The sequence below is a fragment of the Rhodococcus sp. SGAir0479 genome (genome assembly GCF_005484805.1).
GTDB lineage: Bacteria > Actinomycetota > Actinomycetes > Mycobacteriales > Mycobacteriaceae > Prescottella.
The window spans coordinates 1,284,611-1,310,071 of the sequence record NZ_CP039432.1; the positions used below are offsets into that span (position 1 = coordinate 1,284,611).

The 25,461-nt window shown below is 70.4% G+C and carries 21 protein-coding genes; 10 read left to right on the plus strand and 11 right to left on the minus strand.

From position 1 onward, the window contains the following. Positions 1-6: 6 nt before the first annotated feature. Positions 7-1,830, minus strand: a complete 1,824-nt coding sequence (gene glsA / locus E7742_RS06020; RefSeq protein WP_137798129.1) for a glutaminase A — start codon at positions 1,828-1,830, stop codon at positions 7-9. 154 nt (positions 1,831-1,984) lie between these two features. Between glsA and dxs the strand changes: the two genes are divergently transcribed. Beyond that, positions 1,985-3,928, plus strand: coding sequence for a 1-deoxy-D-xylulose-5-phosphate synthase (dxs, locus tag E7742_RS06025; protein ID WP_137798130.1), 1,944 nt, complete (start codon positions 1,985-1,987; stop codon positions 3,926-3,928). A gap of 6 nt (positions 3,929-3,934) precedes the next feature. On the opposite strand, the gene E7742_RS06030 is transcribed toward dxs, so the two are convergent. After that, positions 3,935-5,530: an oleate hydratase gene (locus E7742_RS06030; protein WP_137798131.1), complete on the minus strand. Its 1,596-nt coding sequence runs from the start codon at positions 5,528-5,530 to the stop codon at positions 3,935-3,937. Between the two features lie 225 nt (positions 5,531-5,755). On the opposite strand from E7742_RS06030, the gene E7742_RS06035 reads away from it, so the two are divergent. Further along, the gene (locus tag E7742_RS06035) at positions 5,756-6,571 is read left to right on the plus strand and encodes a pentapeptide repeat-containing protein (RefSeq protein ID WP_441346881.1); all 816 of its coding nucleotides are present in this window, start codon (positions 5,756-5,758) and stop codon (positions 6,569-6,571) included. Between the two features lies 1 nt (position 6,572). Here the strand turns inward: E7742_RS06035 and E7742_RS06040 are convergent, their stop codons facing one another. Together E7742_RS06040 and E7742_RS06045 are read right to left on the minus strand one after the other, a co-directional pair. Next, positions 6,573-8,009 carry a sugar porter family MFS transporter gene (locus E7742_RS06040; protein WP_137798133.1) on the minus strand — a complete coding sequence of 479 codons (1,437 nt, stop codon included), beginning with the start codon at positions 8,007-8,009 and terminating at the stop codon, positions 6,573-6,575. Positions 8,010-8,101: 92 nt separating this feature from the next. After that, positions 8,102-9,118: an iron-siderophore ABC transporter substrate-binding protein gene (locus tag E7742_RS06045; protein WP_137798134.1), complete on the minus strand. Its 1,017-nt coding sequence runs from the start codon at positions 9,116-9,118 to the stop codon at positions 8,102-8,104. 237 nt (positions 9,119-9,355) lie between these two features. Between E7742_RS06045 and E7742_RS06050 the strand changes: the two genes are divergently transcribed. After that, on the plus strand, positions 9,356-10,639 hold the full coding sequence (locus tag E7742_RS06050) for a hypothetical protein (protein WP_137798135.1): 1,284 nt from the start codon (positions 9,356-9,358) through the stop codon (positions 10,637-10,639). Between the two features lie 57 nt (positions 10,640-10,696). On the opposite strand, the gene E7742_RS06055 is transcribed toward E7742_RS06050, so the two are convergent. The 3 genes from E7742_RS06055 to E7742_RS06065 all read right to left on the minus strand — a co-directional run bounded on the left by E7742_RS06055 (position 10,697) and on the right by E7742_RS06065 (position 15,383). Then, positions 10,697-12,802, minus strand: coding sequence for a 3-hydroxyacyl-CoA dehydrogenase NAD-binding domain-containing protein (locus E7742_RS06055; protein WP_137798136.1), 2,106 nt, complete (start codon positions 12,800-12,802; stop codon positions 10,697-10,699). Further along, entirely contained in the window at positions 12,803-14,035 is a 1,233-nt protein-coding gene (locus E7742_RS06060; RefSeq protein WP_137798137.1) for a thiolase family protein, read from the minus strand. Between the two features lie 121 nt (positions 14,036-14,156). Then, positions 14,157-15,383, minus strand: a complete 1,227-nt coding sequence (locus E7742_RS06065; RefSeq protein ID WP_137798138.1) for an HRDC domain-containing protein — start codon at positions 15,381-15,383, stop codon at positions 14,157-14,159. Positions 15,384-15,541: 158 nt separating this feature from the next. On the opposite strand from E7742_RS06065, the gene E7742_RS06070 reads away from it, so the two are divergent. After that, positions 15,542-16,399 (plus strand): alpha/beta fold hydrolase, encoded by an 858-nt coding sequence (locus E7742_RS06070; protein ID WP_137798139.1) that lies wholly within the window; start codon positions 15,542-15,544, stop codon positions 16,397-16,399. Here the strand turns inward: E7742_RS06070 and E7742_RS06075 are convergent. Continuing rightward, complete coding sequence (locus E7742_RS06075) at positions 16,344-17,771, minus strand: WS/DGAT/MGAT family O-acyltransferase (protein WP_175420418.1); 1,428 nt, start codon at positions 17,769-17,771, stop codon at positions 16,344-16,346. The two genes, E7742_RS06070 and E7742_RS06075, sit on opposite strands and share 56 nt — an antisense overlap. A gap of 102 nt (positions 17,772-17,873) precedes the next feature. Here E7742_RS06075 and E7742_RS06080 point away from each other — a divergent pair, with 102 nt between their 5' ends. After that, positions 17,874-19,100, plus strand: a complete 1,227-nt coding sequence (locus tag E7742_RS06080; protein WP_254699171.1) for an alpha/beta hydrolase — start codon at positions 17,874-17,876, stop codon at positions 19,098-19,100. Between the two features lie 33 nt (positions 19,101-19,133). On the opposite strand, the gene E7742_RS06085 is transcribed toward E7742_RS06080, so the two are convergent. Further along, positions 19,134-19,733, minus strand: coding sequence for a DUF3000 domain-containing protein (locus E7742_RS06085; protein WP_137798141.1), 600 nt, complete (start codon positions 19,731-19,733; stop codon positions 19,134-19,136). 118 nt (positions 19,734-19,851) lie between these two features. On the opposite strand from E7742_RS06085, the gene hemE reads away from it, so the two are divergent. The 5 genes from hemE to E7742_RS06110 all read left to right on the plus strand — a co-directional run bounded on the left by hemE (position 19,852) and on the right by E7742_RS06110 (position 24,455). Further along, the gene (gene hemE / locus E7742_RS06090) at positions 19,852-20,919 is read left to right on the plus strand and encodes a uroporphyrinogen decarboxylase (RefSeq protein WP_175420419.1); all 1,068 of its coding nucleotides are present in this window, start codon (positions 19,852-19,854) and stop codon (positions 20,917-20,919) included. Then, positions 20,916-22,280 carry a protoporphyrinogen oxidase gene (locus E7742_RS06095; protein WP_137798143.1) on the plus strand — a complete coding sequence of 455 codons (1,365 nt, stop codon included), beginning with the start codon at positions 20,916-20,918 and terminating at the stop codon, positions 22,278-22,280. The genes hemE and E7742_RS06095 overlap by 4 nt, the downstream gene beginning before the upstream one ends. Positions 22,281-22,284: 4 nt before the next feature. Continuing rightward, positions 22,285-22,980, plus strand: a complete 696-nt coding sequence (gene hemQ, locus E7742_RS06100) for a hydrogen peroxide-dependent heme synthase (RefSeq protein ID WP_137798144.1) — start codon at positions 22,285-22,287, stop codon at positions 22,978-22,980. Positions 22,981-23,103: 123 nt separating this feature from the next. Then, entirely contained in the window at positions 23,104-23,454 is a 351-nt protein-coding gene (locus E7742_RS06105) for a GntR family transcriptional regulator (protein ID WP_137798145.1), read from the plus strand. Continuing rightward, entirely contained in the window at positions 23,451-24,455 is a 1,005-nt protein-coding gene (locus E7742_RS06110; protein ID WP_137798146.1) for a DUF1648 domain-containing protein, read from the plus strand. Before E7742_RS06105 ends, E7742_RS06110 begins: the two co-directional genes overlap by 4 nt. Here the strand turns inward: E7742_RS06110 and E7742_RS06115 are convergent. Next, complete coding sequence (locus tag E7742_RS06115) at positions 24,401-25,096, minus strand: hypothetical protein (RefSeq protein ID WP_137798147.1); 696 nt, start codon at positions 25,094-25,096, stop codon at positions 24,401-24,403. The genes E7742_RS06110 and E7742_RS06115 overlap by 55 nt on opposite strands. Further along, positions 25,093-25,455 carry a PadR family transcriptional regulator gene (locus tag E7742_RS06120; protein ID WP_137798148.1) on the minus strand — a complete coding sequence of 121 codons (363 nt, stop codon included), beginning with the start codon at positions 25,453-25,455 and terminating at the stop codon, positions 25,093-25,095. Before E7742_RS06120 ends, E7742_RS06115 begins: the two co-directional genes overlap by 4 nt. Between the last annotated feature and the right edge of the window lie 6 nt (positions 25,456-25,461).

A 25,461-nucleotide genomic window follows, 5' to 3' on the forward strand; every position in this document is an offset into this window, starting at 1 on the left:
GGGGAGTCAGATCCGGCCGCGCTGCTCGAACGTGCTCAGCAGCATCTCCAACTGGCCGTAGGCCACCGCGGCGAGCCGTTCGAGGATCGCCGACTTGACCTCCGGTGCGATGGCGGTGAGCCGCGCGAACCCCGCCGGGGACAGGACCGCCATGGTGACGGTGGTGTCGGCGCGGACGTCGTTGAGGTACGTCGAGCCGAGCAGCGTGGGCATCTCGCCGAAGGACATTCCGGCGCCGAGCGTGGTGATGCGGTGCACCGTGCCGTCCTCGCCCGTCACCGTCGTGCTCGCCCGCCCGGACAGGATCAGGTGAATGCCCGACGCCGGGCCGCCGCGCCGGGCGATGACCTCGCCGCGCGCCGCCGTGCGCGGTTCGAGTTCGTCGGTGAACCGTTCGAACTGCTCGGAGGTGAGGTCGGACAGCAGCGGATGCTCTTCGAGGGTGATCGAGTCGGGAGGCCGCTCGGCGACGCAGTGGCGGTTCAACAGCACCTCCTCGCACCAGCGCGTCGCCGTGTCCGCGTCGACGAACACCCGGCCCTGCGGATCCTCCGCGGTCAGGCTCGACACGGTGTGCCCGAACACCCCGTCGGGGTCCACCAGCGCGGTCCGGCACCCGGCCGCCACGAGGTCGGCCGCGAGCGCCTCGAACATGCGCCGGGCGATGTCGCTGACCTCGTCGACGCGGCGGACGTCGACCACGACCGCCTCGAGGTCGTCCCGCTCGCGCTCGATCTCCCGGACCGCGGTCTCGGCCCCGGTGAACAGCAGGTCGCCGTGCAGTTCGAAGATGCGGCCGCGGTCACCGAACGTGTCGAGCGCGTTCTGTTCGGCCTCGCTGCGGCGGGTGCGGGACCGCACCGCCGCGACGGTGTACCGGGCCCGGATGGCCGAGCGGGCCGCGCGGGTGACGTGCAGGAAGTGCAGCTCCAGGATGCGGGACAGTTCCCGGCACGCGCGGACGCCGCGGACGCTGTTGCCGTGGCGGTTCAGCCGGGGCGAATACACGGCGATGCCCAGCTGCCCGGGCAGGACGGCGAGCACCCCGCCGCCCACCCCGCTCTTGGCGGGGAGCCCGACGTCGGTGACCCACTCGCCCGCGGAGTCGTACATCCCGCACGTGGTCATCACGCTGAGCACGCGCTCGACCAGGGACGGATCGAGTACCCGGTCCCGCGTGTGCGGGTGGGTGCCGTTGTTGGCGAGCGTGACCGCCATCATCGCCAGGTCGCGGCACGTGACGTCGATCGAGCACTGCCGGAAGTACAGGTCCACGGCCTCGTCGGGGTCGCCCGTCACGACGTCGAACGAGCGCAGCATGTAGCCGATCGCGCGATTGCGGTGCCCGGTCCGGGCCTCGGACGTGTAGACCGCCTCGTCGAGGTGCAGCTGCCGGCCGGCGCAACGCGAGTACAGCGACCGGATACGTGCGAAGCGGTTCTGCGGATCGGACCCGGCGACCAGCGAGGCGGCCGTGATCGCTCCCGCATTGATCATCGGGTTGCGAGGCCGCTCGGTGCCGGGATCGAGACTGATCTCGTTGAACGGCTCCCCGGAGGGCTCGAGGTCGATCTTCTCCGCAACCGCTTCCACTCCGCGGTCGGCGAGCGCCAGCGCGTACGTGAAGGGTTTGGAGATCGACTGGATGCTGAACGCCGCCGCGGTGTCGCCCACCTCGTAGAGATGTCCGTCGCCGGTCGCGACCACGATTCCGAACAGGTCGGGGTCCACCGCCGCGAGTTCGGGTATGTAGTCGGCGACCGCGCCGCCGCGGTCGGCGCGGACCGTCTCGAACACCTGCGTGACCAAGTCGTCGACGACGTTCCCCATGGAGCAACAGTAGGATGAGCGGACAGTCTGGGATGTGTGTTCGGACGGTATGTGCGCACCGACCCCCGGTGCCGCGCAGCCCGTCGTCCGACGGCCGTAGACTTGCCGGGTTGTCACGCGACAGCCCGTGAACCTGCCGGAGGGAGCGATCTCGTTGGGTGTCCTTGCCCGCATTCAGACGCCTGACGATCTGCGTCGGCTCGATGCCGCGGAGATGAAGGAACTCGCCGCGGAGATCCGCGAGTTCCTGGTCCAGAAGGTGTCCGCCACCGGGGGCCACCTCGGCCCCAACCTGGGCGTCGTCGAACTGACGCTCGCGCTGCACCGGGTGTTCGATTCGCCGACCGATCCGATCATCTTCGACACCGGTCATCAGGCCTACGTGCACAAGATCCTCACCGGGCGCAAGGATGCGTTCGATTCGCTGCGCAAGCAGGGCGGCCTGTCCGGCTACCCGTCGCGCGCCGAGAGCGAGCACGACTGGGTCGAGTCGTCGCACGCGTCGGCGGCGCTGTCGTACGCAGACGGCCTGGCCAAGGCGTTCGAGCTGTCCGGTCGACGCGATCGCCACGTCGTGGCGGTGGTCGGCGACGGCGCGCTCACCGGCGGCATGTGCTGGGAGGCTCTCAACAACATCGCCGCGGGCAAGGACCGCTCGGTGGTCATCGTCGTCAACGACAACGGTCGCTCCTACGCGCCCACGATCGGCGGACTGGCGGATCACCTCGCGTCCCTGCGGCTGCAGCCCGGCTACGAGCGGATGCTCGACAACGGCCGCCGGATGGTCAAGCGGATGCCGTGGGTGGGACGCGCCGCGTACCAGCTGCTGCACGGGATGAAGGCCGGCCTCAAGGACGCCGTCAGCCCGCAGGTGATGTTCACCGATCTCGGGGTCAAGTACCTCGGTCCGGTCGACGGCCACGACGAGGCCGCGATGGAATCGGCGCTGCGCCGGGCGAAGGCGTTCGGTGGGCCGGTGATCGTGCACGCCGTCACCCGCAAGGGCATGGGCTACGCACCCGCGGAGAACCACGTAGCCGACCAGATGCACGCGACGGGAGTGATCGACCCGCTCACCGGCCGGGCGCGCAGCACCTCGGCCCCCGACTGGACGTCGGTGTTCTCGGCCGAACTGATCGAGCAGGCCGCGAACCGCGATGACGTCGTCGCGATCACTGCGGCCATGCCGGGGCCGACCGGACTCACGGCGTTCGGGGAACGATTCCCGGAGCGGATGTTCGACGTCGGCATCGCCGAGCAGCACGCGGTCACCTCCGCAGCCGGGCTGGCGCTCGGGGGGATGCATCCCGTCGTGGCCATCTACTCGACGTTCCTCAACCGCGCGTTCGATCAACTACTCATGGACGTCGCGCTGTTGAAGCAGCCGGTGACGATCGTGCTCGACCGGTCCGGTGTCACCGGTGCCGACGGCGCCAGCCACAACGGCATGTGGGACCTGTCGCTGCTCGGCATCGTGCCGGGGATCCGGGTGGCCGCGCCGCGCGACGCCGCCACGTTGCGGGAGGAACTGCGCGAGGCGCTCGCGGTCGACGACGGCCCGACCGTCATCCGCTTCCCCAAGGGCGCCGTCGGCGAGGACATTCCCGCCGCGCGGCGGCTCGACGGGGTGGTGGACGTCCTGCAGATGCCCGAGGGCGACCACGGCGACGTGCTGTTCGTGGCGGTCGGGTCGTTCGCGTCCGTCGCGATGGAGGCCGCGCAGCGGCTGTCGCAGCACGGCATCACCGCCGCGGTGATCGATCCGCGGTGGGTGCTGCCGGTGCCCGAGTCGCTCGTCAAGCTCGCCGAGAACTTCCGAATGGTCGTCACGCTCGAGGACAGCGGCCTGCACGGGGGAATCGGCTCGACGGTGTCGGCGGCGTTGCGCGCGTCCGGGGTGGACGTTCCGTGCCGGGATCTCGGTGTGCCGCAACAGTTCCTCGATCACGCCTCGCGCGAGCAGGTGCATCGCGACCTGGGGCTGACGGCGCAGGACATCACCCGCCAGGTCACCGGCTGGGTCGTGGGTCTCGACCGCTCCGACACCAGCGGCGGGCTCGGCAAGGGCGTGGACGAGTCGAACCCGAGCGTCGGGTAGCGGCTGTCACCGGAACGCCGCCTCGAGAGCGCCGACACCGACCTTCGGGTCCAGGAGGCCGTGGTAAATCGGCGGGATCGGCCGGTCCACGCCCAGCAGCGTGTAGACGGCGTGCATCGCGCCGTGCACCGAGTACTCGACGGTGAAGACCACATCCTCGGGCAGGGACGTGAATTGGCCGAGGAACGCGAAGTTCCGGGCGCCGTCGGGGACCACCCGGGGACGGTCCTCCGGCACGCGCCGGCTGAACAGGGCCGAGGCGTACGGCATCATCACGGTCGTGACGTCGGTGGTGGCGAGGACCTCGTCGAGGATGTCCTCGAATCCGTACTGGTGGATCAACTCGGTGAGGATCTCCTTCCCGGTCGCCTGCGACATCTTCTTCCGCACGTAGTCGCCCTCGTTGTCGATGTCGAATCCGTACCCCCACAGGGTGCGGACGTCCCTCGGTTGCTGGGGGAAGTGCGGTTGGTACGGGACCACCGTCGACAGGTGCCAACCCGACTCGAACCAGGTTGTCAGCGCGCCGGTTCCGGGCTCGTTGCCGGTGTACTCGGTGATCCGGCGCAGCAGCGTGTCGCCGCGCATCGTGAGCGTGAACGACTCCCACTTGTTCTCGTCGATGTTGCCGTAGAACGTGTTGGGTCGGCCGAAATCCGGTGCCTTTCCGGCGATCTGCTCCCACAGCGACCAACTCTTGTCGGCCCGGTCGCGGATCAGCGGCGGCACGTCGTCGTTGCCGCCGTACGTGGTGTCCGCCGTGATCGATCCGAGGGTCGCGAACAGGAAATCGTGCTCACCCAGATCGATCGTCGACGTGCCCTGCGCGTTGTCGACGTGCAGGCGGATCGCGCGCCGGGGCTGGCCGGCGGGTGCGAAGTCGATGTCGACGACCCGGGTGGCGAACCGCACGTCGACGCCGCGCGTCCACATCCAGCGCTGCAGCGGCACGACCATCGAGTCGTACTGGTTGTAGACCGTTCGACGCACTCCCGAGAGCGTGTGGATCCGGGGAAACTCCTGGACGAACCGCAGGAAGTAGCGCCGTAGCTCGGCCGCCGAGTGCCAGTGCTGGAACGCGAACGTGGTGCGCCACATCTGCCAGAAGTTGGTGGTGAAGAAGTGCGCGCCGAACATCTCGTCGATCCGCCGTGCCCCGAGCGCTCGTTCGGGCAGCCCCAGCAGCCGCATCATCTCGAGTCGGTCCCGGTTGCCCAGGCCGAGCTCGGACGCGTCGATGATCCGGTGCCGCGAATCGATCAGCCGCGCTTTGTCGTTCGTTCGCACCTTCTCGTTGAAGTCGACGATCTCCTGCCGGACGCTGATGTCCGGATCGTCGAGGGACGGGATGGAGTCGAACAGATCCCAGGTGCACCGGTAGGCCTCCTCCTCGAGCATCCGTCCGCCGCGGGTGACCCAGCCGTCGGTGACCGCGGGGGAGCGGGCGCCGTCGAGCGAACCGCCCTCGACGTCGAGCTGCTCGAGGATGTGCACGTGCTCACCCGGCACCCCGGCGTCGCGGATCGCGAACGCCGCGGCGGCCATCCCGGCGATGCCACCGCCGACGATCCAGAGATGGGTTCGCTCGAGGTCGACTCGCATGGCGGTTCCTCCGACCGGGTGGGTGGGCCCCGGCGCCCGGGCGGTGGAGCGGCGCCCGGTGCGGGGGTGCACGACCAGTGTCGGCCGGTCCGTTCGCGACCGTCAACCGCCCGACGCGCGGGCGCCCGGATCGGTCGTCGCGAGCAGCACTGTCCGACAATTGATTTGCGCGCATGGTCCCGTTCGTGGGGAAATGATCATCCCTCGTTCCGTCAGGAGGACTCGGTGCCGGAGCCGATCGTGTCGCCCGAACTGGTCTCGCAGTGCGCGAGCTGTTTCGGGCTGTGTTGTGTGGCGTTACCGTTCGCGGCGTCGAGCGACTTCGCCGTGGACAAGGCCGGGGGGGTGCCCTGTACCAACCTGCTGGCCGACTTCCGGTGCGGGATCCACTCGGGGCTGCGCGAGCGCGGGTACGCGGGGTGCACGGTCTACGACTGTTTCGGGGCCGGTCAGAAGGTCTCACAGCAGACGTTCGCCGGACGGGACTGGCGCCGGAACCCCGCGACGGCGCACCGCATGTTCGACGCGTTCGCGGTGATGCGGCAGTTGCACGAGCTGCTGTGGTATCTGGACGAAGCGCTGCGGCTCGGCGCCGCCCGGCGGGTGCACTCCGATCTCGCGCGGTTGCGGACCGAGACGGCCGCGCTCACCGACTCCGACGCCGCGACGCTGGCCGGCCTGGACGTGGCGGGCCACCGCGAGCGGGTGAACCGGCTGCTGCTGGCGGCCAGCGAAGCGGTGCGGGCCTCGGCCCCGGGACGGCGGCGCAACCATCGCGGAGCCGATCTGATCGGTGCCGCGATGGCCGGCCGCGACCTGCGCGGGGCGAACCTGCGCGGGGCGTGGCTGATCGGCGCCGATCTGCGGCGCGCCGACCTGCGCCTCGCGGACCTGATCGGAGCGGATCTGCGCGGCGCCGACCTGCGCGGTGCCGACCTCTCGGATGCGTTGTTCCTCACTCAGTTCCAGGTGAACGCGGCCCGAGGCGACGCACGGACCGCGCTGCCGGCCGCACTCACCCGACCCGCGCGCTGGTCGTGACTCAGCCGGCCTCCTCGAGGGTGCGTCCGCGCGTCTCTGTGACGAAACGGGCCACGAAGACGATCGAGACGAGGGCCATCACGGCGTAACCACCGTAGGTGAGCGAGAGGTTCCAGTCCGCGAGCGACGGGAAGGTGGCCGACACCAGGAAGTTGGCGACCCAGTTCGACGCGGTCGCGATGCCGACCGCCGCGGCGCGGACCCGATTGGGGAACAGTTCGCTGATGAGGACCCACACGACCGGTCCCCACGACAGCGCGAAGAAGAACACGAACGCGTTGGCCGCCACGAGCGCGACCGTGCCATTGGCGCCGGACAGCGTCGCGACCGACTCGCCGACCTCGTTGCGGGTGATCGTTGCCGAGTGGAAACAGACCGCCGCGGTCCCGAGCGAGACCGCCATTCCCACCGACCCGATCAGCAGCAACGGCTTGCGTCCGATCCGGTCGATGACCGCGATCGCGACGAACGTACCGACGATGTTGACGAGCGCACTGACGACGCTGATGAGCAGCGAGCGGTCCTCGCCGAAACCGACCGCCTGCCACAGCGTGCTGGAGTAGTAGAAGATCACGTTGATGCCGACGAACTGCTGCAGCGCGGCCAACGCCATTCCCACCCACACGAGCGCGGCGACGCCGGTGGACTTGGAGAACAACGCTCGCACGCCGACCCCGCGGCGCTCGGCTCCCAGCGACGCCCGGATCTCCGCGATCCGGTTGGAGACGACCTCCGGGTCGCCGCCCTCGAGTTCGCCGATGATCGTGCGTGCCTCGTCCTCGCGGCCGGAGCGCACGAGGTGACGGGGCGACTCCGGAATCGTGAACGTCATGACGAGATAGAGCACTGCGGGCACGGCCTCGACCGCGAGCATCCACTGCCACGCCTCGATGCCCATGAGTTCGCCGCGCCCGCCGCCGGCGGACGACGAGATCGCGTAGTTGACCAGCTGCGAGATGGCGATGCCCAGCACGATCGCGAGCTGGTACATGGAGCCGAGTCGGCCCCGGATCGCGGCCGGGGCGATCTCCGCGATGTAGGCGGGAGCGATCACCGACGCGAAACCGACTGCGACACCGCCCACGACACGCCAGAGCGTGAGGTCGACGATGCCGAAGGGGAAGGCCGATCCCAACGCGCCGATCACGAAGAGGACCGCCGCGATCTGCATCACCCGGATGCGGCCGAGCCGGTCGGCGATGCTGCCCGCGACCCACGCGCCGAGCGCGGCGCCGAGCAGCGTGAGCGACACCGACAGTCCGGTTGCGCCGGCACCGATGTCGTAGCGGTCGCGGATCGCGCCGACTGCACCGTTGATGACGGCGGTGTCGTAGCCGAAGAGGAAGCCGCCGAGTGCGGCGGCCGACGAGAACAGCACGGCCAGACCGACGGCCGCGCGTGCGGCCGAGGGCTGGCCGGTGGTGTCGAGGTTCGACATAGGTGACTCCGTCCGAAATATCCTTCAGGCGGCACGCTACGCCGAATCCGCGGGCTGCGGGGATCAGGCGGAACGCGCTGCGCGCCCGCCGATCACACGGCCTTCTTCGCTGCCTCCGACAACTGCGGCGTGATCTTGTCGATCACCCACGGGGTGGCGAGCACCCCGGTGCGGCTCAGGCCGGCGATCACCTGGGTGTCGGACAGGGTGACGGCGCTGCCCCGCTGGACGGCTCCGAGCGACGTGTACGTCGGGTTCTTCGCGGCCTCGGCGTCGTCCGGGACGAACGCGATCACGACGTCGGCGTCCACCTCGCCCAGACGCTCGGCGGAGATCGTGGCGAAGAAGCTGTCGGGATCGCTGTCCGCAGCGATCTTCTCGACGCCGGGCGAGTCCACGAAACCGAGCTGGGTGAGAACCTGCACCCGCGGGTCGGTCGGTTTGTAGACGTTCACCTGTCCGTTGGTGGTGTCGAGGTTGATCACCGACAGTGTCTTGCCGGCGAACTCGGGGTGCGCGGCCGCGGTGTCGGCGAGCATCGTGTCCATGCTGTCGATGAGGCGGGCGGCGTCGTCGGACTTGCCCATGGCCTGCCCGATGATGGTGGTCTGGTCCTGCCAGCTCGTCTGCCACGCCTTGCCCGGGTACGCGACGGTCGGTGCGAGCGCCGACAGCTGGCCGTAGGTGGCCTGATCGAAGCCCTCGTACGGAGCCAGGATCGCGTCCGGGCCGAGCGCGGCGATCGCCTCGACGGGGGTCGACGCGGTCGCGTCGAGGAGCGTGGTGGCACTCGCGTCGAACTTGTCCGTCAGCCACGGCATGACACCGTTCGGCTCGGCGCCGTAGGAGTTCTTCGGCATCCCGACCGGGGTCCCGCCGAGCGCGTAGACGATGTCCTCGGCGTTCCAGCCGAGGGTGACGATCCGCTCCGGGGCCGTGTCGATCGTGGTGGAGCCGAACGTGTTCGCGATCGTCACCGGGAAGGCGCCGTCGGACGGGGCTGCCGACGACGAGTCCGAGTCGGACGACGAGCACGACGCCAGCAGGGCCGTCGCGCTCAGGGCGGCAACGGCCGTCGCGACCTTGCGGCGGGTGGTGAGAGCGAACACCGATGAGCTCCTTCACGGTCGGGTAGAAGGTGAGCCTAACCTAGCGGCGCCCTGCGCGAGGACGGTGGGTGTAGACCGTGGCCGCCCGCCGGGGCCGTACTCGTCCCCATTGCGCCGATCGGGAAATCCCCTGGTGGCGAGTATCGACGATCTTCTCTCGGTCGGACCGGCGGCTGAGTATGGTCGCGGCAGATCGAGCATGTCGGGGTGCCCCGTTCCACGAGCCCAGGGAGCGCCATGAACGCCGGCTTTCCGACCTTCCGAATCCTGCGCGCGCGGGTGGTCGACCTCACCGGGGTGCTGGCGGTGACGGCGCTGCTGCTGGCCGGTGGCGTGTCGATGCCCGCGGTCGCCGCACCGGCGCGCATCGACCAGTACCTGAACGTGCCGATGAGCAACCGGGATGCGGCGCACGGCCCGGGGGGTGTCGCTCCGCAGCTACCCACCGACCGGGCGATCCTTGCCGACGTGCTCGACGCGGCCCGGTCCGGGGGCGCGGATCCGCACGCCTACCAGGCGCTGCTGTACCAGTACTGGCTGGTCGAGGCCACCGGCGCCGCGGGGATCGACCTGGCCACGTGGGACCCCCGCGCCGGGGTGGCCGCCAATCGGGAGAATCTGGCCAAGTCCTACCGCTACTACGAGGACCTGCAGCTGGCGCACCGCGAACTGCAGTGGGCCGGGATGGGCGGCCTGGTCGGCGCCGACTTCGGCGGCGGGCTCATCGATTTCGAACTCGTGACCGACGCCTACGATCTTCCGGCGATCCAGCAGTCGGCGCGGGCAGTGGTGGCGGCCGCTCGCGACGTGGCGGGACCGGCCATGGTCGAGTCGCTCCCGGACGGCCTGCGGGCACTCGCCGACGCCGCCAGCGACATCACCGGCGACGACCTGCATTTCATCCTCGGCGCGATTCTGGTGATGCAGAAGAACATCTTCTCGGACCTCATGCCGATGCACCACGCCTACGTCACGGCCGGGCTCCCCGCCCTCGCGGAGATGCAGCGCGCGGGACTCTTCGGTGAGGACGTCATGGCGGCCTGGCGCGACATCGCGTCGGGGCACCCGGATCGGATCGCGAGCGGGAACGCCGTGCTGCTGCAACGGGAGCAGGGGGTGATCATCCGTCGGCAGTGGGACGAGGTGCGCGCGTACAAGGGTGCGGTCGGCCGCGCGGTCACGTATCTGGCGACGGTGGCCGGATCACCGTCGGTGGCCGGCGTGGTGCCGCCGCGGTCCTACCGCCCGATCGAGGTCGGCTCACCCCTGCCGGACGGCCGCACGGCGACGCTGACCACTCCGTTGCCGGCCTGGAACTGGTCGGTGTACGACGATCGATGGAACTACATCACCGCGGAGCTGCTGCCGAAATACCGGACTCTCGTCGAAACGGACTGGCCCCGACTGGAATCCGACCTGAGAGTGCCCTACGAGACGCAACTCGAGACACACCGTCCACTTCTCGGTCTCCCGCAGATCATGCAGTCCGCGCTCGCCGACACGAGGGTGACGGTGTCGTGATACGCCGAGAGGAGCGCACCCCGCGGGGGACGCGCTCCTCTCGGCGACGCTGGGGGATCAGACGCTCGCGACACCCTTGGCCAGGAACGGCGCACCGTTCACGGCCTCCGAGGTGCCGGTGCGGTCCAGGTACGGCGTGATGCCGCCGTTCCAGAAGCCGAACCCACCGCCCAGGATCAGGCACAGGTCGATGTCCTCGGGAGCGGCGACGACGCCCTCGTCCAGCATGATCCGGATCTCCTCGGCGAACGCGCGCCGGGTGCGCTCCAGCACCTCCTCGGACGTCGACGGGTTGTCGCCCTGCTGCCAGAGCTCCGCGACCTCGGGATCGACGACCTGGCCCTGGTCGGTCCACGTCCACACGCCGGGCTTGCGAGCCTCGACGATCGCCTCGAGCCCCGGCGACGGCTTGAACCGTTCCGGGTACGCGGCGTGGAGGGTCTCACCGGTGTGCAGCGCGATGGCCGGACCGACGAGCGCGAGCAGCGTGAACGGGGTCATCGGCATGCCGAGCTCTGCGATCGCGTTGTCGGCCACCTCGAACGGGGTGCCCTCGTCGACCGCGTTCATGACCTCGCCCAATGCGCGGATGAGCAGGCGGTTGAACACGAAGCCGGGCAGATCGGCAGAGCCGACGGCCGACTTCTTGAGCGCCTTCGCGGTCGCGAATGCCGTTGCGAGCGTGGCGTCGTCGGTCTTCTCGCCCTTGATGACCTCGAGCAGCGGGAGCACCGCGACCGGGTTGAAGAAGTGGAAGCCCACGACCCGCTCCGGGTGCTGCAGGTCCGCGGCCATCTCGGTGATCGACAGCGACGACGTGTTGGTGGCCAGCACGGTCTCGGGGGAGACGTGCTCTTCGAGCTCCGCGAAGACCTTCTTCTTGACGTCCATGTTCTCGAACACGGCCTCGATCACGAAGTCGGTGTTCGCGAACGCGGCCTTGTCGAGCGAGCCGGTCACCAGGGCCTTGAGCCGGTTGGCGCCGTCCGGGGACAGGCGGCCCTTGGCGAGCAGCTTGTCGATCTCGCCGTGGACGTAGCCGACGCCCTTGTCGATGCGCTCCTGGTCGATGTCGGTGAGGATCACCGGCACCTTGAGCTGCTTGACGAACAGCATCGCCAGCTGGCTGGCCATGAGGCCGGCACCGACGATGCCGACACCGGAGATCTTGCGTGCCAACGACTTGTCCGGCGCGCCGGCCGGCCGCTTGGCTCGCTTGTTCACCAGGTCGAACGCGTACAGCCCGGCGCGAAGCTCGTCGGTCATGAGCAGGTCGGCCAGGGCCTCGTCCTCGGCGGCGAAACCGGCGTCGAGGGACTGCGCGTCGGTGATGTCGGTGTCACGGGCCAGCTCCAGCAGCTCCACCGCGCGCACCGCACCGGGCGCGTTGTTCTTGGTCTTGCCCTCGACGATCGCCTTGGCGCGGGCGATGGCCTCGTCCCAGCCGGCGCCGCGGTCGATCTCCGGGCGCGCCGGGGTGATGTCACCGGCGACCACCTGCGCCGCCCACGCGAGGGACTGCTCGATGAAGTCGGCCGACCCCAGCACGACATCGGCGATGCCGAGCTCGAGCGCCTTCTTCGCGTTGATCACCTTGCCGTTGTTGAGCGGGTTCTCGATCGCGACGGTGACCGCGTTCGACGGACCGATCAGGTTGGGCAGCAACTGGGTTCCACCCCAGCCCGGCACCAGACCGAGCATCGCCTCGGGCAACCCCAGGGCGCCGACGTTGTCGGCGTAGGTGCGGTAGTGGCAGTGCAGCCCCACCTCGAGGCCGCCGCCGAGCGCGACACCGTTGACGAACGCGAACGTCGGAACCGACGACTCGCGCAGACGGCGGAACACCTTGTGGCCGAGGCGACCGAGCTCGAGGCCCTGCTCGCGGGAGGTGATCGAGGGGACGCCCTTGAGGTCGGCGCCGGCGGCGAAGATGAACGGCTTGCCGGTCACGGCGATCGCCGCGGGCTTCGCCTCGAAGGCCTCGTCGAGCGCCTTGTCGAACGACTGCAGTCCGCGCGGACCGAAGGAGTTCGGCTTGGTGTGATCGAAGCCGTTGTCGAGGGTGATGAGCGCGACCGGGCCGTCGATGCCCGGGACCGAGATCAGCTTGGTGTAGGCATTGGTGACGACCTCGTCGGCGAATGCGGTTGCGATGTCGGTCATTTACTTGGCTCCCGGCTCTTGGATCGACGCAGCGTAGTCGGCATGGTTGGGGTTCTCCCAGATGACGGATCCGCCCATGCCCAGACCGATGCACATCGTGGTCAGGCCGTAGCGGACGTCGGGGTTCTGGGCGAACTGGTGCGAGAGCTGCGTCATCAGGCGCACACCCGAGGATGCGAGCGGGTGGCCGCACGCGATGGCGCCGCCCCACTGGTTGACACGCGGATCGTCGTCGGCGATGCCGAAGTGCTCGAGGAACGCGAGCACCTGGACGGCGAACGCCTCGTTGATCTCGAACAGTCCGATGTCCTCGATCTTCAGGCCCGTCCGTGCCAGCAACTTCTCGGTCGCGGGGACCGGGCCGATGCCCATGACGGCCGGGTCGACGCCCTGGAACGCGAAACCGACCATCCGCATGCCGATCGGCAGGCCCAGCTCGGTGGCGGTGTCCTCGCCCGCGAGGATCGCGGCGGTGGCGCCGTCGTTGAGGCCCGCGGCGTTACCGGCGGTGATCCGGCCGGCCGGGCGGAACGGGGTCTTGAGCTTCGCGAGGTCCTCGAGCGTGGTGCCGGGGCGCGGCGGCTCGTCCTCGGTGGCGAGGCCCCAGCCCGCCGCCGAGCGGGTCGCGACGGGCACCAGCGTGTCGCCGATGTACCCGGCCTTCTTGGCGGCCTCGTACTTGTTCTGCGACGCCACGGCGTAGGCGTCCGTGCGCTCCTTGGTGATCGACGGGAACCGGTCGTGCAGGTTCTCGGCGGTGTTGCCCATCACCAGCGCACTCGGGTCGACCAGGCGATCGGCCAGGAAACGCGGGTTCGGATCGGCGCCCTCGCCCATCGGGTGGCGTCCCATGTGCTCGACGCCACCGGCGACGACGACGTCGTACTGACCGAAACCGATGCCCGAGGCCGTGGTGGTCACGGCGGTCATGGCACCGGCGCACATGCGGTCGATCGCGAATCCGGGCACCGTCTCGGGCAGGCCCGCGAGGATCGCGGACGTGCGGCCGATCGTCAGGCCCTGGTCGCCGGTCTGGGTGGTCGCGGCGATCGCGACCTCGTCGATCTTGGCGGGGTCCAGCTGGGGATTGCGGCGCAGCAACTCGCGGATGGCCTTGACGACCAGGTCGTCGGCGCGGGTCTCGGCGTACATGCCCTTGGGGCCGGCCTTGCCGAACGGCGTGCGGATGCCGTCGACGAAGACGACGTTTCTCTGACTAGCGGAAGCAGCCACGCTGGATTCCTCCTGGCGGGAAAGATGCGGTCACGGCGGGTGCAATGACCCGACACGCACCACTGTAGCGCTAATTACTCGCCAGTAACATGCGGGGCGCCAGTTGGTCGGTTTGCGCCGCTCAGGGCTGTGCCTTGACGGCCTCCGCGAGGATCGGGACCGTCAGCTCCCGCTGCCACGGGCGCGCGCCGGCGTCCGCGAGGACCGCGTCGATCGCCGCGGGCGTGCCGTCGCTCGGCGGCGTCCAGCACACTCGTCGGACCAGGTCCGGGCTCAGCAGATTCTCGACGGGCACGCGGACCCGCTCGCCGAGCTCGGCCATCGCCGTCTTCGCGGCGGCCAGCCGCGCGGCCGCCTCGGGGTCGCGCTTGGCCCAGCGGCTGGGCGGCGGCGGGCCGGTGAAGGGCTGCGTCACCGGCGGCAGCTCGCTCTGGGGCAACGTGCGCGCCCGCTCGAGCGCCGCGAGCCACAGGCGGGACGACCGTCGTTGGCGCGGCCCCCCGAACACCGGGAGAGCCCGCAGCGTCTCGATGCTCTTGGGATCGGCGCTCGCGGCGGTGACGATCGCCGAGTCGGGGAGGATGCGGCTGGGGGAGATGTCGCGCTTGCGGGCGATCTCGTCGCGAGCGGTCCACAGTTCCCGGACCGCGGCGAGCTGTCGCGGGCTCTTGAGGCTGTGGATCTGTGAGGTCCTGCGCCAGCGGTCCGGTTTGGGTTGCGGCGGACCGGCCAGCCGGACGTGCTCGAACTCCTGCGCCGCCCACTCCGACTTGTCCTGCGCGGCAAGCTCCTTCGCCATGGCGTCGCGCAGTTCCAGCAGGACCTCGACGTCCAGTGCCGCGTAGTTGAGCCACGCGTCCGGCAGCGGGCGGGTGGACCAGTCGGCGGCGCCGTGGCCCTTGCGCAGCTCGAATCCGAGCATGCGTTCGACGATCGCGGCGAGCCCGACGCGTTCGAACCCCGCGAGCCGGCCGGCCAGCTCGGTGTCGAAGAGGGCGGCCGGCCTCAGGCCCAGTTCGGCCAGACACGGCAGGTCCTGATCGGCCGAATGCAGAACCCATTCGAGGTCGTTGATCGCCTCGGCCAGCGGCGTGAGGTCGCCGACGGTCGGAATCGGATCGAGCAGGAACGTGCCTGCACCGGCCCGCCGCAGCTGCACGAGGTACGCGCGGGAGGAGTAGCGGAATCCGGAAGCACGTTCGGCGTCGACGGCGAGCGGCCCGGTGCCGGCAGCGAGGCGCCGTGCGGCGTCGCGGACGCCGTCCGCCGTCTCGATCACCGGCGGCACTCCGTCGGCCGGGACCAGGAGCGGTACGGGGGCGGCGGCGGGCTCGGTCGTGTCTGACATAAGGGAAAACTCTACGTGGCCACCGGAGGGGGACGTCCGATATCGGCCGTTGACAGACGGTCGGTTCTTGGCAAGGGTGACCAGAACGGACGACGGCGCCTGCCGGCGGACCCGGCGCGCGGCGCAGGCCGATCCTCGGATCGGGAAGGCGGTAGTCGATGCTCAACATCACGGGCGCGGTCGCGCCGGTCGGCACCCTGCCGCCCGGCTCGATGGTGGAACTGCCGGGGCGCGGCGCCACCTACGTCGTCGACACCGATGCCGGGGCCGGCGGGGCCCGCGACGGCCGGCCGACGCTGGTGTTGTTGCACGCCCTGGCGTGCACCGGCGCGTTGACCTGGTATCCGGCCATCGAACAGCTCGCGCGGAAGGCGCGCGTCGTCGTCCTGGACCAGCGCTGGCACGGACGCGGCATCCGTTCCGACCGGTTCACCCTCGAGGACTGCGCGGACGACGTCGTCGCGCTGGCCGACGTGCTGGGCATCGACCGGGTGGTCCCGGTCGGCTACTCGATGGGCTCCCTCGTCTCGCAGCTCGTGTGGCAGCGGCATCGGGACCGGGTGAGCGGGTTGGTCCTCTGCGCTGCGGCAGCGCACTTCCGGCGGAACTCCCGGGAACGGGTGGCGCTCGGCTCGCTCAGCGCCGGACTCGGCGCGCTCGAGCTGCGGCCCGGACCGGTCCCCGCCGGTCGTGGTCACGGCGGCAGCGACCGAGCGTGGGCGTACACCCAGTTCCGGGAGACGAGCTACGGCGCGATCTGCCGGGCTACCGCCGAGATCGGCAAGTTCGACTCCACCGCGTGGGTCGGCGACATCGACGTGCCCACCGCCGTCGTGGTGCCCGCGCGAGACCTGATCATCCCGCCGCGACGCCAGCGCTGGCTCGGACGCCAGATCACCGGCGCCGCGACGTACGAGGTGGACGGCGGTCACCTCTCGTGCGTCATGAACGCCGCAGCGTTCACCGAGGGGCTGTCCGCTGCTTCTGCGTCGGTGCTTGCGCGCGCGCAGCGGTGACGAGCTCGTCGAGGGCCGCCGGGAAGGCATCCGCCAGTTCCCACAACTTGGGCGCCAGCTCCTGGCACGAGACGAGTCCCACGTCCAACCGGCCCTCGAGCGACATCGCGGTGACGTTGAGTCCGGCGCCGTGGAAGACCGGGCCCAACGGGTACATCTGCTTGATCCGCGCGCCCAGGAAGTACAGCGGCAGCGGCGGGCCGGGGATGTTCGAGACGACGAGGTTGTGCACCACCGGGTGACGTTCTGCCAACCTCAGCTTGGCGTACACACGCATCGCGCTGCCGAAGGTCGCCGGGGCCGCGAACTGGGCCCAGTCCTGCAGCAGGGTCGCGCCGAGCGCCTCGTTGTGGTGGTCCTTGTTGATCGCGTTGTGCTCGGCGATGAAGTGCAGCCGCTCGACCGGGTCGGCGATGTCGGTGCCCAACTGGGTGAACATCACCGAGATCTGGTTGGTCCCGGGCCGGTCGGACTTGTCGTGGACCGAGACCGGAACCGTCGCGACCAGCGAGCTGTCTGGTAGCTCGTCGCGGCTCTCGAGGTATCGGCGGAGCGCGCCGGCGCACAGCGTCAGCACGACGTCGTTCACCTTGACACCGAAGGCGTTCTTGACGAACTTGATGTCGTCGAGCGGCAGTTCCTGGTACGCGATCGAACGGTGCCCGGTGATCGCGCCGTTGAACGACGTGCGCGGCGCGGTGAACGGGGTCGGCATCGCCTCGCCCTTGCGGGCGCGGCCGATCCAGCGGGGCAGCAGCGTGACGCTCTCCGGCAGCAGCCGCACCATCTTGAGCGGACGCGAGGCGAAGGACAGCAGGCCGCCCACCGCGATGTCGAGTGCATTCCCGCGCCCGGCACCCTTCGGGAGCTGATCGAAGTCGGGCCGCGGCGCATCGGGTTCGAGGCTGCACAGCTGCGACATCAGGTTCGCGCCCGTCACGCCGTCGACGTTGGCGTGGTGCATCTTCGACATCACCGCGACCGAACCGTCCTCGAGGCCCTCGATCACGAACATCTCCCACAACGGTCGCGAACGGTCCATCGGCTGGCTCGCTATCGAACCGCACAGCTCGGACAGCTCGTCGCGGCCGCCTGGCGCCGGCACGGCGATCCGGTGGACGTGGCGATCGACGTCGAAGTCGGAGTCGTCGACCCACACGGGATGGTCGAGATTGAAGCGGCTGTCCTGGAGGCGGCGCCTGAAGTTGGGCATCGCTTTCACGCGAACCGCGAGTTCGTCACGGAGCTTCGCGAAAGAATAGCCACCCGGGATCGTGGAGCCGTCAAGGATGATGAGGCCGCACACATGGAGCATCTGCGTCGGGGTTTCGAGGTAGAGGAAGCTGGCATCCATTCCACTGAGTCTCTCCATGCAGTTAACAGTAGAACCTGTTCTAGATTTCTGGGTGCGTTGTGACAAAACTCATGGTTAAATGGTTTTATGTGGTTAAGTAACAGGTTCCTATTGCGACAGGTGGTTACCGCTGCTCTGGCGGCAAACGCGGTGCAACCGGTGCCCGGTATGCCGCTCTCGGTGCCGACGTTCCTGTCGGGATGGCTCACCGCCGAACTTGCCCCACAGTTGCTGGCGGCGACGGTGGCCGATGCCGGGATCCGTGTCGCGCGGGGACGCATCCGGTCCCGGGCAGACGTCGCCGGCCTCGCTCTGGCGGGGGTGTCGGCGACCGCGCTCACCGCGGTGGTCACGGCCGGGCGTGGCGCCCGCGCGGAGGTGGAGTCGGCGCTCACCGAAGCCCTCGGGTCCGACTGCCGCACGGTCGCGGACCGGCCGGCCTCCGACGGCGCCGTGCCCTGGCGTCAACTCGCCTGGCCGTTCCGGATGCGCCGCGCCGACGTCGTGCGGGTGCGCAACCTCGCCTATGCGCCGGGTGGGCGACGGTTCCGGATGGACGTCTACCACCGGCGGGACACGCCGACGAACGCCCCGGTCCTGCTGCAGATCCACGGCGGCGGCTGGGTCACCGGCAGCAAGGACCACCAGGGAGTCCCGCTGATGCTCGAGATGGCCTCGCGCGGATGGGTGGGCGCCGCGATCAACTACCCGCTGTCCCCGCGTTCGGTGTGGCCCGCCCACCTGATCGCGATCAAGCGGGCGGTGGCGTGGCTGCGGGAGAACGCCGCGACGTACGGCGGGGATCCCGACTTCATCGCGGTGACCGGCGGGTCGGCCGGCGGGCATCTCGCGGCGATGCTCGCGCTCACCGCGGGAGAGTCGGGGCTGCAGCCCGGATTCGAGGACGCGGACACCTCGGTGCAGGCGTGTGCCCCGCACTACGGCGTCTACGACTTCGCCGGAGAGACCGGCATCAAGGCGGTGCGCCAGCGTGTGCAGTCGGGGCTCATGCCACTGGTACTCGGGAAGCAGGCGCGGTTCCCCGAGGACTACGAGGCCGCGTCCCCGCTGGCACATCTGCGTGCGGACGCTCCACCGTTCTTCGTCATCCACGGCACCAGCGATTCGTTCATTCCGGTCGCCGAGGCACGGGAGTTCGTGCGGCGGTTGCGCGCGGTCTCGGTCAACCCCGTCGCGTACGCCGAACTGCGGGGCGCCCAGCACGCCTTCGACATCTTCCCGTCGATCCGGAGCATCACCGTCGCCCGGGGCGTCGCGGACTTCCTGGACTGGGTGCACGCACCGCGTGGGCACGGCCGGGGCCGGGCGGACGCGGACGCCGGGTAGCGGAGATTCGCTGCAGCGGCCGGGGGAGCGCGCCTACCGGGAGCGCTTCCCGAGCTTGGTGACTCCGGCGGGTGGCAGCCCGGCCGCCGCGGCCAGGACGTCGCAGAACGCCTCGACATCGGAGGCGAGTGCGGTGGAGGTCGCCGTCCACGACGCGCGCAACTCGAGTTGGTGGGCCCGCGGGGGGCCGGCGATGTCGCCGTACCGCACCGAACTGGTGGCCGTCACGGTCCCGCCGAGCGCGACCACGTCGTCGGTCTTCTCGGTGAGCGCGTCCACCAGCCAACTCCACGCCACCTCCGGCAGCAGCGGATCTGCCGCGAGCGCGGGTTCGACGTCCGCCTGGATGTAGGCGACCAGCCGCATCGTCCCGTTCCACGCCTCGTCGCCGTCCGGGTCGTGCAGCAGGATCAGCCGCCCGAACGCGTCGCCCTCGGAGAACGTGGCGTGCTCGGCAGCCGTGTCGTTGTCGGGGTGGTGGACCTCCGCGCCGATCGCGTAGCTGAAGGGCGCGAGCCGCTGCGGTGGACGGATCGGGCCGACCTCGATGTCCGGGTGAACCTGCGCCGAGTTCATCGCGTCGACGGCGGCGCGGAACTGGGCTGGTTCGTTGGGTAATCCCGGGGTCGTCACACCAGCGGACGTTAGACGCCACACCTGGTGGCGCGGTGGAGGCGCGCCGATTCTGCCCCGGCCCGGCGCCATGGCAGCATGGACCCCGATGAGCGGCTTGGAAGATACGAATGCAGGGATGAGCGGGCGCGCCGAGTACCCCGCTCGCCGGGTTCTCGACGACGCACCGTTGCTGGCGGCGGCCACGGGTCGTCCGGTGACGCATCGACCCGTGTGGTTCATGCGTCAGGCCGGACGCTCGTTGCCGGAGTACCGGGAGATCCGGGCGGGGATCGGGATGCTCGAATCCTGCTTCGACCCGGAACTGGTCTGCGAGATCACGATGCAGCCCGTGCGGCGGCACAAGGTCGATGCGGCGATTCTGTTCTCCGACATCGTGGTGCCCCTCAAGGCGGCGGGCATCGACCTCGACATCGTCGCGGGGGTCGGCCCCGTCGTGGCGAACCCGGTGCGGTCGACGGCCGACGTGGCCGGACTGCCGCGGCTGGTACCCGACGAGGTCGGCGCGGTGGCGCAGGCGGTCCGTCTGCTCACCGCCGAATTGGGCTCGACGCCGTTGATCGGGTTCGCGGGCGCGCCGTTCACGCTCGCCTCGTACCTCGTCGAGGGCGGTCCCAGCCGCAACCACGAGCGGACCAAGGCGCTCATGCACGCCGACCCGAAGACGTGGCACGCGCTGCTGGGCCGGATCACCGACATCACGATCGCGTTCCTGCAGGCGCAGTTGCATGCCGGTGTCGATGCGCTGCAGCTGTTCGATTCGTGGGCGGGCGCGCTGTCGCTGGCCGAGTACCGCGAGTTCGTGTTGCCGCACTCCGAGCGGGTGTTCGCCGAGGTCGAGGCCGCGGGCGTCCCGCGAATCCACTTCGGGGTGGGGACCGGGGAACTGCTCGGCGCGATGGGTGAGGCCGGTGCCGACGTCGTCGGTGTCGACTGGCGCATCCCGCTCGACGTGGCCGCGCGCCGGGTCGGGCCGGGCAAGGGGTTGCAGGGCAACCTCGACCCCGCGGTGCTGTTCGCCGGCTGGGACGCCGTCGACAAGCAGGTCCGCCGCATCTGCCGGGAGGCGGATGCCGCACTCGCGGCCGGCGCCACCGGGCACATCTTCAACCTCGGGCACGGTGTCCTGCCCGACACGGACCCGGCCGTGCTCACCGCGGTCGTGGAGCTGGTGCATTCACTGTGACCGGTAGGCGAGTCTCGGTCGCGGTCGTCGGTGGCGGCGTCACCGGGCTCGTCGCCGCGTACCGCCTGCGGCAACAGTGCGGTGACGACGCCGCGATCACCATCGTGGAGGCGGGCCCGCGACTGGGCGGCAAGTTGCGGACCGTCCCGCTCGGTGACGGCCCGGTCGACGTCGGTGCCGAGGCGTTCATCGCTCGCCGGCCGGAGGTCGCGGAGCTGATCGGCGAGCTCGGTCTCGCCGACCAATTGGTCCATCCCGCCGGGCGGCAGCCGCTGGTGTGGTCCGAGGGGGCGCTGCACCCGCTGCCCACCCGCACGCTGATGGGTATCCCGTCCGACCCGCAGTCGGTCGCCGGGCTGGTCGACGCCGACACCCTCACCCGTATCGTCGCCGAGCCGTCGGTGCCGTTCGCGTGGGATCCGGCGTCCGACGTCGACGTCGCGACGCTGGTGCGCAGCAGATTCGGGGATCAGGTGGTCCGGCGCAGCGTCGATCCGCTGCTCGGCGGCGTGTACTCCGGGTCGGCCGAATCTCTCGGCGTCCGTGCGGCGCTACCGACGCTCGCGGCCGCGCTGGACGCCGGCGCGCCCAGCCTCACCGCCGCGGTCACGGCCGCGTTGCCCACTCCGGCGCCGGGCCCGGTGTTCGGCACCCTGCGCGACGGATACGGCTCACTGCTCGCTGCCCTGCGGGACGCGGGACGCCCCCAGACGATCCTCGACGCCCCCGCGTCCGGGCTGCGCCGGGACGGCGACGGCTGGTGGCTCGACCCGCTCGGTCACGTCGAAGGTGTCGTGCTGGCGCTGCCCGCCCCGGACATGGTCCGCCTGGTCGCCGACGCGGTCCCGCAGCTGGCCGCCGCGGCACGCGACATCGAACTCGCGTCGTCCGCGGTCGTGGCGCTGGCGCTGCCGGACGACACCGGGATCCCGGAGAATTCCGGCATCCTCGTCGCGACCGGGGAGCCGCTGGGGGCGAAGGCATTCACGTTGTCGAGCCGCAAGTGGCCGCACCTGGCCGACCGTGCGGTGACGCTGGTCCGGGCGTCGTACGGCCGCTTCGGCGATGCCGCCGTGGTCGATATGCCCGACCCGGACCTGATCGCGACGGCCCGGACCGACCTCGAGACCGTGACCGGGGTGCGACCCGAACCGGTGGCCGCCGTCGTCCAGCGCTGGCACGGCGGGCTGCCGCAGTATGCGCCCGGTCACCTCGACCGGGTCGCCGCGATCGAGGAGGCCGCGGCCGGGGTCGACGGTCTCGAGGTCGCGGGCGCCTACCTGCACGGAGTCGGGGTTCCGGCCTGCGTCGCGTCCGCGACGGCGGCGGTGTCCCGGCTGTCGGCGCGAGTGGCAGGATGAGGCCATGGCACGCCTCGATTACGACAAACTCAACTCCACCCTCCGCTACGGCATGTTCTCGGTGTTCCAGGTCCAGCCGGGCGTCCTCGGTGACGACCGCGCCGCCGCGGTGAAGAACGCCCAGCACTTCTTCGATTTCTTCGCCGATACCGACGTGGAAGTGCGCGGCATCTACGACGTCGCAGGCCTGCGCGCCGACGCCGACTTCATGATCTGGACGCACGCCGAGCGGCTCGAGGACCTGCAGAAGCTGTACAAGGACTTCCGTCGCACCACCGATCTCGGCCAGGTGAGCGACCCCGTGTGGTCCAACGTCTGCCTGCACCGCCCGGCCGAGTTCAACAAGAGCCACCTGCCTGCGTTCATCGCCGGTGAGGAGCCGGGCGACTACATCTGCGTGTACCCGTTCGTGCGCTCGTACGAGTGGTACCTGCTGCCCGACGCCGAACGTCGCAAGATGCTCGCCGACCACGGCAGGGAGGCTCGCGACTACCCGGACGTGCGCGCCAACACCGTCCCGTCGTTCGCGCTCGGCGACTACGAGTGGATCCTCGCGTTCGAGGCTCCCGCGATGGACCGCATCGTCGACCTCATGCGCGACCTGCGTGCCACCGAGGCCCGCATGCACGTGCGTGAGGAGACGCCGTTCTTCTCGGGCCCGCGGGTGAGCGTCGAGGAACTCGTCAACGCTCTGCCGTGACCGGCGTCCACCCCGCACCGGCCGGGTGCGGGGTGGTGCCCGGTGATGCCGCGATCACGCGGGAGGGGCCGGTATTCTTGTCCTCAGGTTGTTCTATTTTAACTAGAACAATAGGATGAGGGTGTGCTCATTCGTATCGATGCGTCCTCGTCCGTACCGCTGTACGAACAGTTCGCCGCGTCCGTGCGCGGCGCGATCGCCGACGGATCGGTGTCGCCGGGGGAGCGGTTGCCCTCGGCCCGTGACCTCGCGGCCTCGCTCGACCTCAACGTCCACACCGTCCTGCGTGGCTACCAACAGCTCCGGGACGACGGGCTGATCGAGCTGCGCCGCGGCCGGGGGGCCGTGGTGACGGCGGACGCGTCGGTTCGCAGCCGGCTCCAGGATGCGGTGCGCGGCCTGGTCTCCGAGGCGAAACGGCACGGTATGAGCGCGGCCGAGCTGCTGGACCTCGTGAAGAAGGAGATGTCATGACCGGAGCGGTTGTGGGGCAGAGGGTTTCATGGATCCGGGCGGCGGTGGGCGCGCTCACCCTGCCGGTCGTCGCGGCCACTGCGGCCGCCGTCGTGCTGAATGCCTGGTCGACGGCGCTGCCCGATCCGATCGCGGTGCACTTCGGCCCCGCCGGCACGGCCGACGGTTTCGCCGCGCAGGGGTCCGCGCGGTGGTGGCCGCTGCTCGGGCCGTCGATCGCGTTGCTGCTGGGCGTGATCGTGCTGCTCCTGACTCGCCGCGACGTGCGAGCGGCCCGGATGGGCACCGCCGTCGCATCCGGTCTCGGCACCGCGGTGGCGGTGCTGCCCGTGCTCCTGCTCGCACCGCAGCGCGATCTGCCCTCCGCGGTCGATGCCACGTTCGCGGCGTGGTGGGTCGCGGTGGCGGCCGTCGTCGGTGTCGTGGCCGGATGCGCGGGAGTGCTGCCGGTGGGGCACCCCCGGGCCGTGGCAGCGCAGAGCGTGCCGCCGGCGGATGCGCCGCGAATCGCTCTGGCGGACAGTGAAAGCGTGGTGTGGACCGGTACTGCCGCCATGCCTCGGTGGCTCGCCGTCACACTCGGGGTGCTCCCGCTCGTGGTCGCCGCCGCCGCGGCGTGGGGGGCGTCCGACGCGGGCGTTCCGGCGCTGGTGATCACCGCGGTCGTCGGTGCGTTGCTGATGGGACTGGCACTCGCACCGGTCCACGTCGTCGTCGACGGCCGCGGCCTCGAGACCCGGTACGTGCTCACCGGGGGCCGGCGCCGGGTCCCGCTCGACGAGGTCGCGCGCGCCGACGCCGTGCGGATCGGTCTGATCAACCGGTACGGCGGGATCGGGTACCGCGTCGGCCCCGACGGCGTGGGACTGCTCGTGCGGCCCGGCGCCGCGCTCCGGGTCACCCGCGGGGACGGCTCGAAGTTCACCGTCACCGTCGACGGTGCGGATCAGGCCGCGGCCGTGCTGAACTCGCTCGCCGCCCGCGGTCGGGTCGCGAGGTAGCGAGCGCCGGTCGTCGCCGCGACCAGGGCGGCGCAGACGACGGCGATCACCGCCGCGAACGTCCTGGTCTCGGTGGTGAACCCGAGAACCCACGCCACTCCGACACCGGCCGTCGTCGCCACTGCGGCCCCCGCGGGCAGGAGAGCTGGCAGCCACCGGGCGGTGCTCGCGGCCCGCGGATCACGGGCTCCGTGCAACGTGACGAAGGTGCACGCCACGGCGAGAAGGTATGCGAGGGCGCCGGTCACGGCGTAGAGCCCCACGACCAGGTAGGCCGGCTCGATGTGCACGCCGCTTCCGGTGAACCCGAGGTAGAGCATCACCGCCACGAGTGCGAACCCGACGGCGACCCCGGCCAGGGCCGTGGGGACGACCAGGCCGAGGCGCCGGGCTCGGCCGGACAGTCCACGCTCGTCGGCCCACGCCCGTAGTGTCCGTTCGGGATCGGCGCCCGTCACCGCGCTCGCCGGCACACCGTCTGTGCCGGCGGCCGTCAGTTCGGCGGACAGTTCTGCGAGCAGGTCGCGGCGGTCCGCGCGTCGAACTGCGGCTCTGCGCCACACGCGCGCCGCCTGTCGCAGGACGCGTGCATCCGCCGTCGCCGACGACGGTCCGAAATCCTTGCAGGTGCTCTCGATCACGAATCTTCCTCCCCTGTACGAGTTTCCGACACCGGACGCAGTAGTGCGGTGACGCTCGCGGCCACCGTGAGCCATTCGGTGGCGCCCTGTGACAGTGCATCGTGGCCGGCGGGAGTCAACGAGTAGTACTTCCGCGGTGGACCGGTGTCCGACGGGCGACTCTCGGACTCGACCAGACCGGCCTTCTCGAGGCGGGCGAGCAGCGGGTAGGACGAGCCGCCGGCCACCAGCAGGTCACGCTCGGCCAGTCGTCGGGTCAGTTCGTACCCGTACACGGGCCGGTCCCGCAGGAGCGCGAGCAGGCAGAGGTCCAGCACTCCACGCAGAAGGAGACTGCGTCGCTCGACCGAAGGACTCATGCCTGG

Bases quoted from the DNA above. Each gene is read 5' to 3' on its own strand.
- glsA (WP_137798129.1), bottom strand. From the start codon at position 1,830: ATGGGGAACGTCGTCGACGACTTGGTCACGCAGGTGTTCGAGACGGTC.
- E7742_RS06030 (WP_137798131.1), bottom strand. From the start codon at position 5,530: ATGCGAGTCGACCTCGAGCGAACCCATCTCTGGATCGTCGGCGGTGGC.
- E7742_RS06040 (WP_137798133.1), bottom strand. From the start codon at position 8,009: ATGTCGAACCTCGACACCACCGGCCAGCCCTCGGCCGCACGCGCGGCC.
- E7742_RS06050 (WP_137798135.1), top strand. From the start codon at position 9,356: ATGAACGCCGGCTTTCCGACCTTCCGAATCCTGCGCGCGCGGGTGGTC.
- E7742_RS06055 (WP_137798136.1), bottom strand. From the start codon at position 12,802: ATGACCGACATCGCAACCGCATTCGCCGACGAGGTCGTCACCAATGCC.
- E7742_RS06065 (WP_137798138.1), bottom strand. From the start codon at position 15,383: ATGTCAGACACGACCGAGCCCGCCGCCGCCCCCGTACCGCTCCTGGTC.
- E7742_RS06070 (WP_137798139.1), top strand. From the start codon at position 15,542: ATGCTCAACATCACGGGCGCGGTCGCGCCGGTCGGCACCCTGCCGCCC.
- E7742_RS06075 (WP_175420418.1), bottom strand. From the start codon at position 17,771: ATGGAGAGACTCAGTGGAATGGATGCCAGCTTCCTCTACCTCGAAACC.
- hemE (WP_175420419.1), top strand. From the start codon at position 19,852: ATGAGCGGGCGCGCCGAGTACCCCGCTCGCCGGGTTCTCGACGACGCA.
- hemQ (WP_137798144.1), top strand. From the start codon at position 22,285: ATGGCACGCCTCGATTACGACAAACTCAACTCCACCCTCCGCTACGGC.
- E7742_RS06110 (WP_137798146.1), top strand. From the start codon at position 23,451: ATGACCGGAGCGGTTGTGGGGCAGAGGGTTTCATGGATCCGGGCGGCG.
- E7742_RS06120 (WP_137798148.1), bottom strand. From the start codon at position 25,455: ATGAGTCCTTCGGTCGAGCGACGCAGTCTCCTTCTGCGTGGAGTGCTG.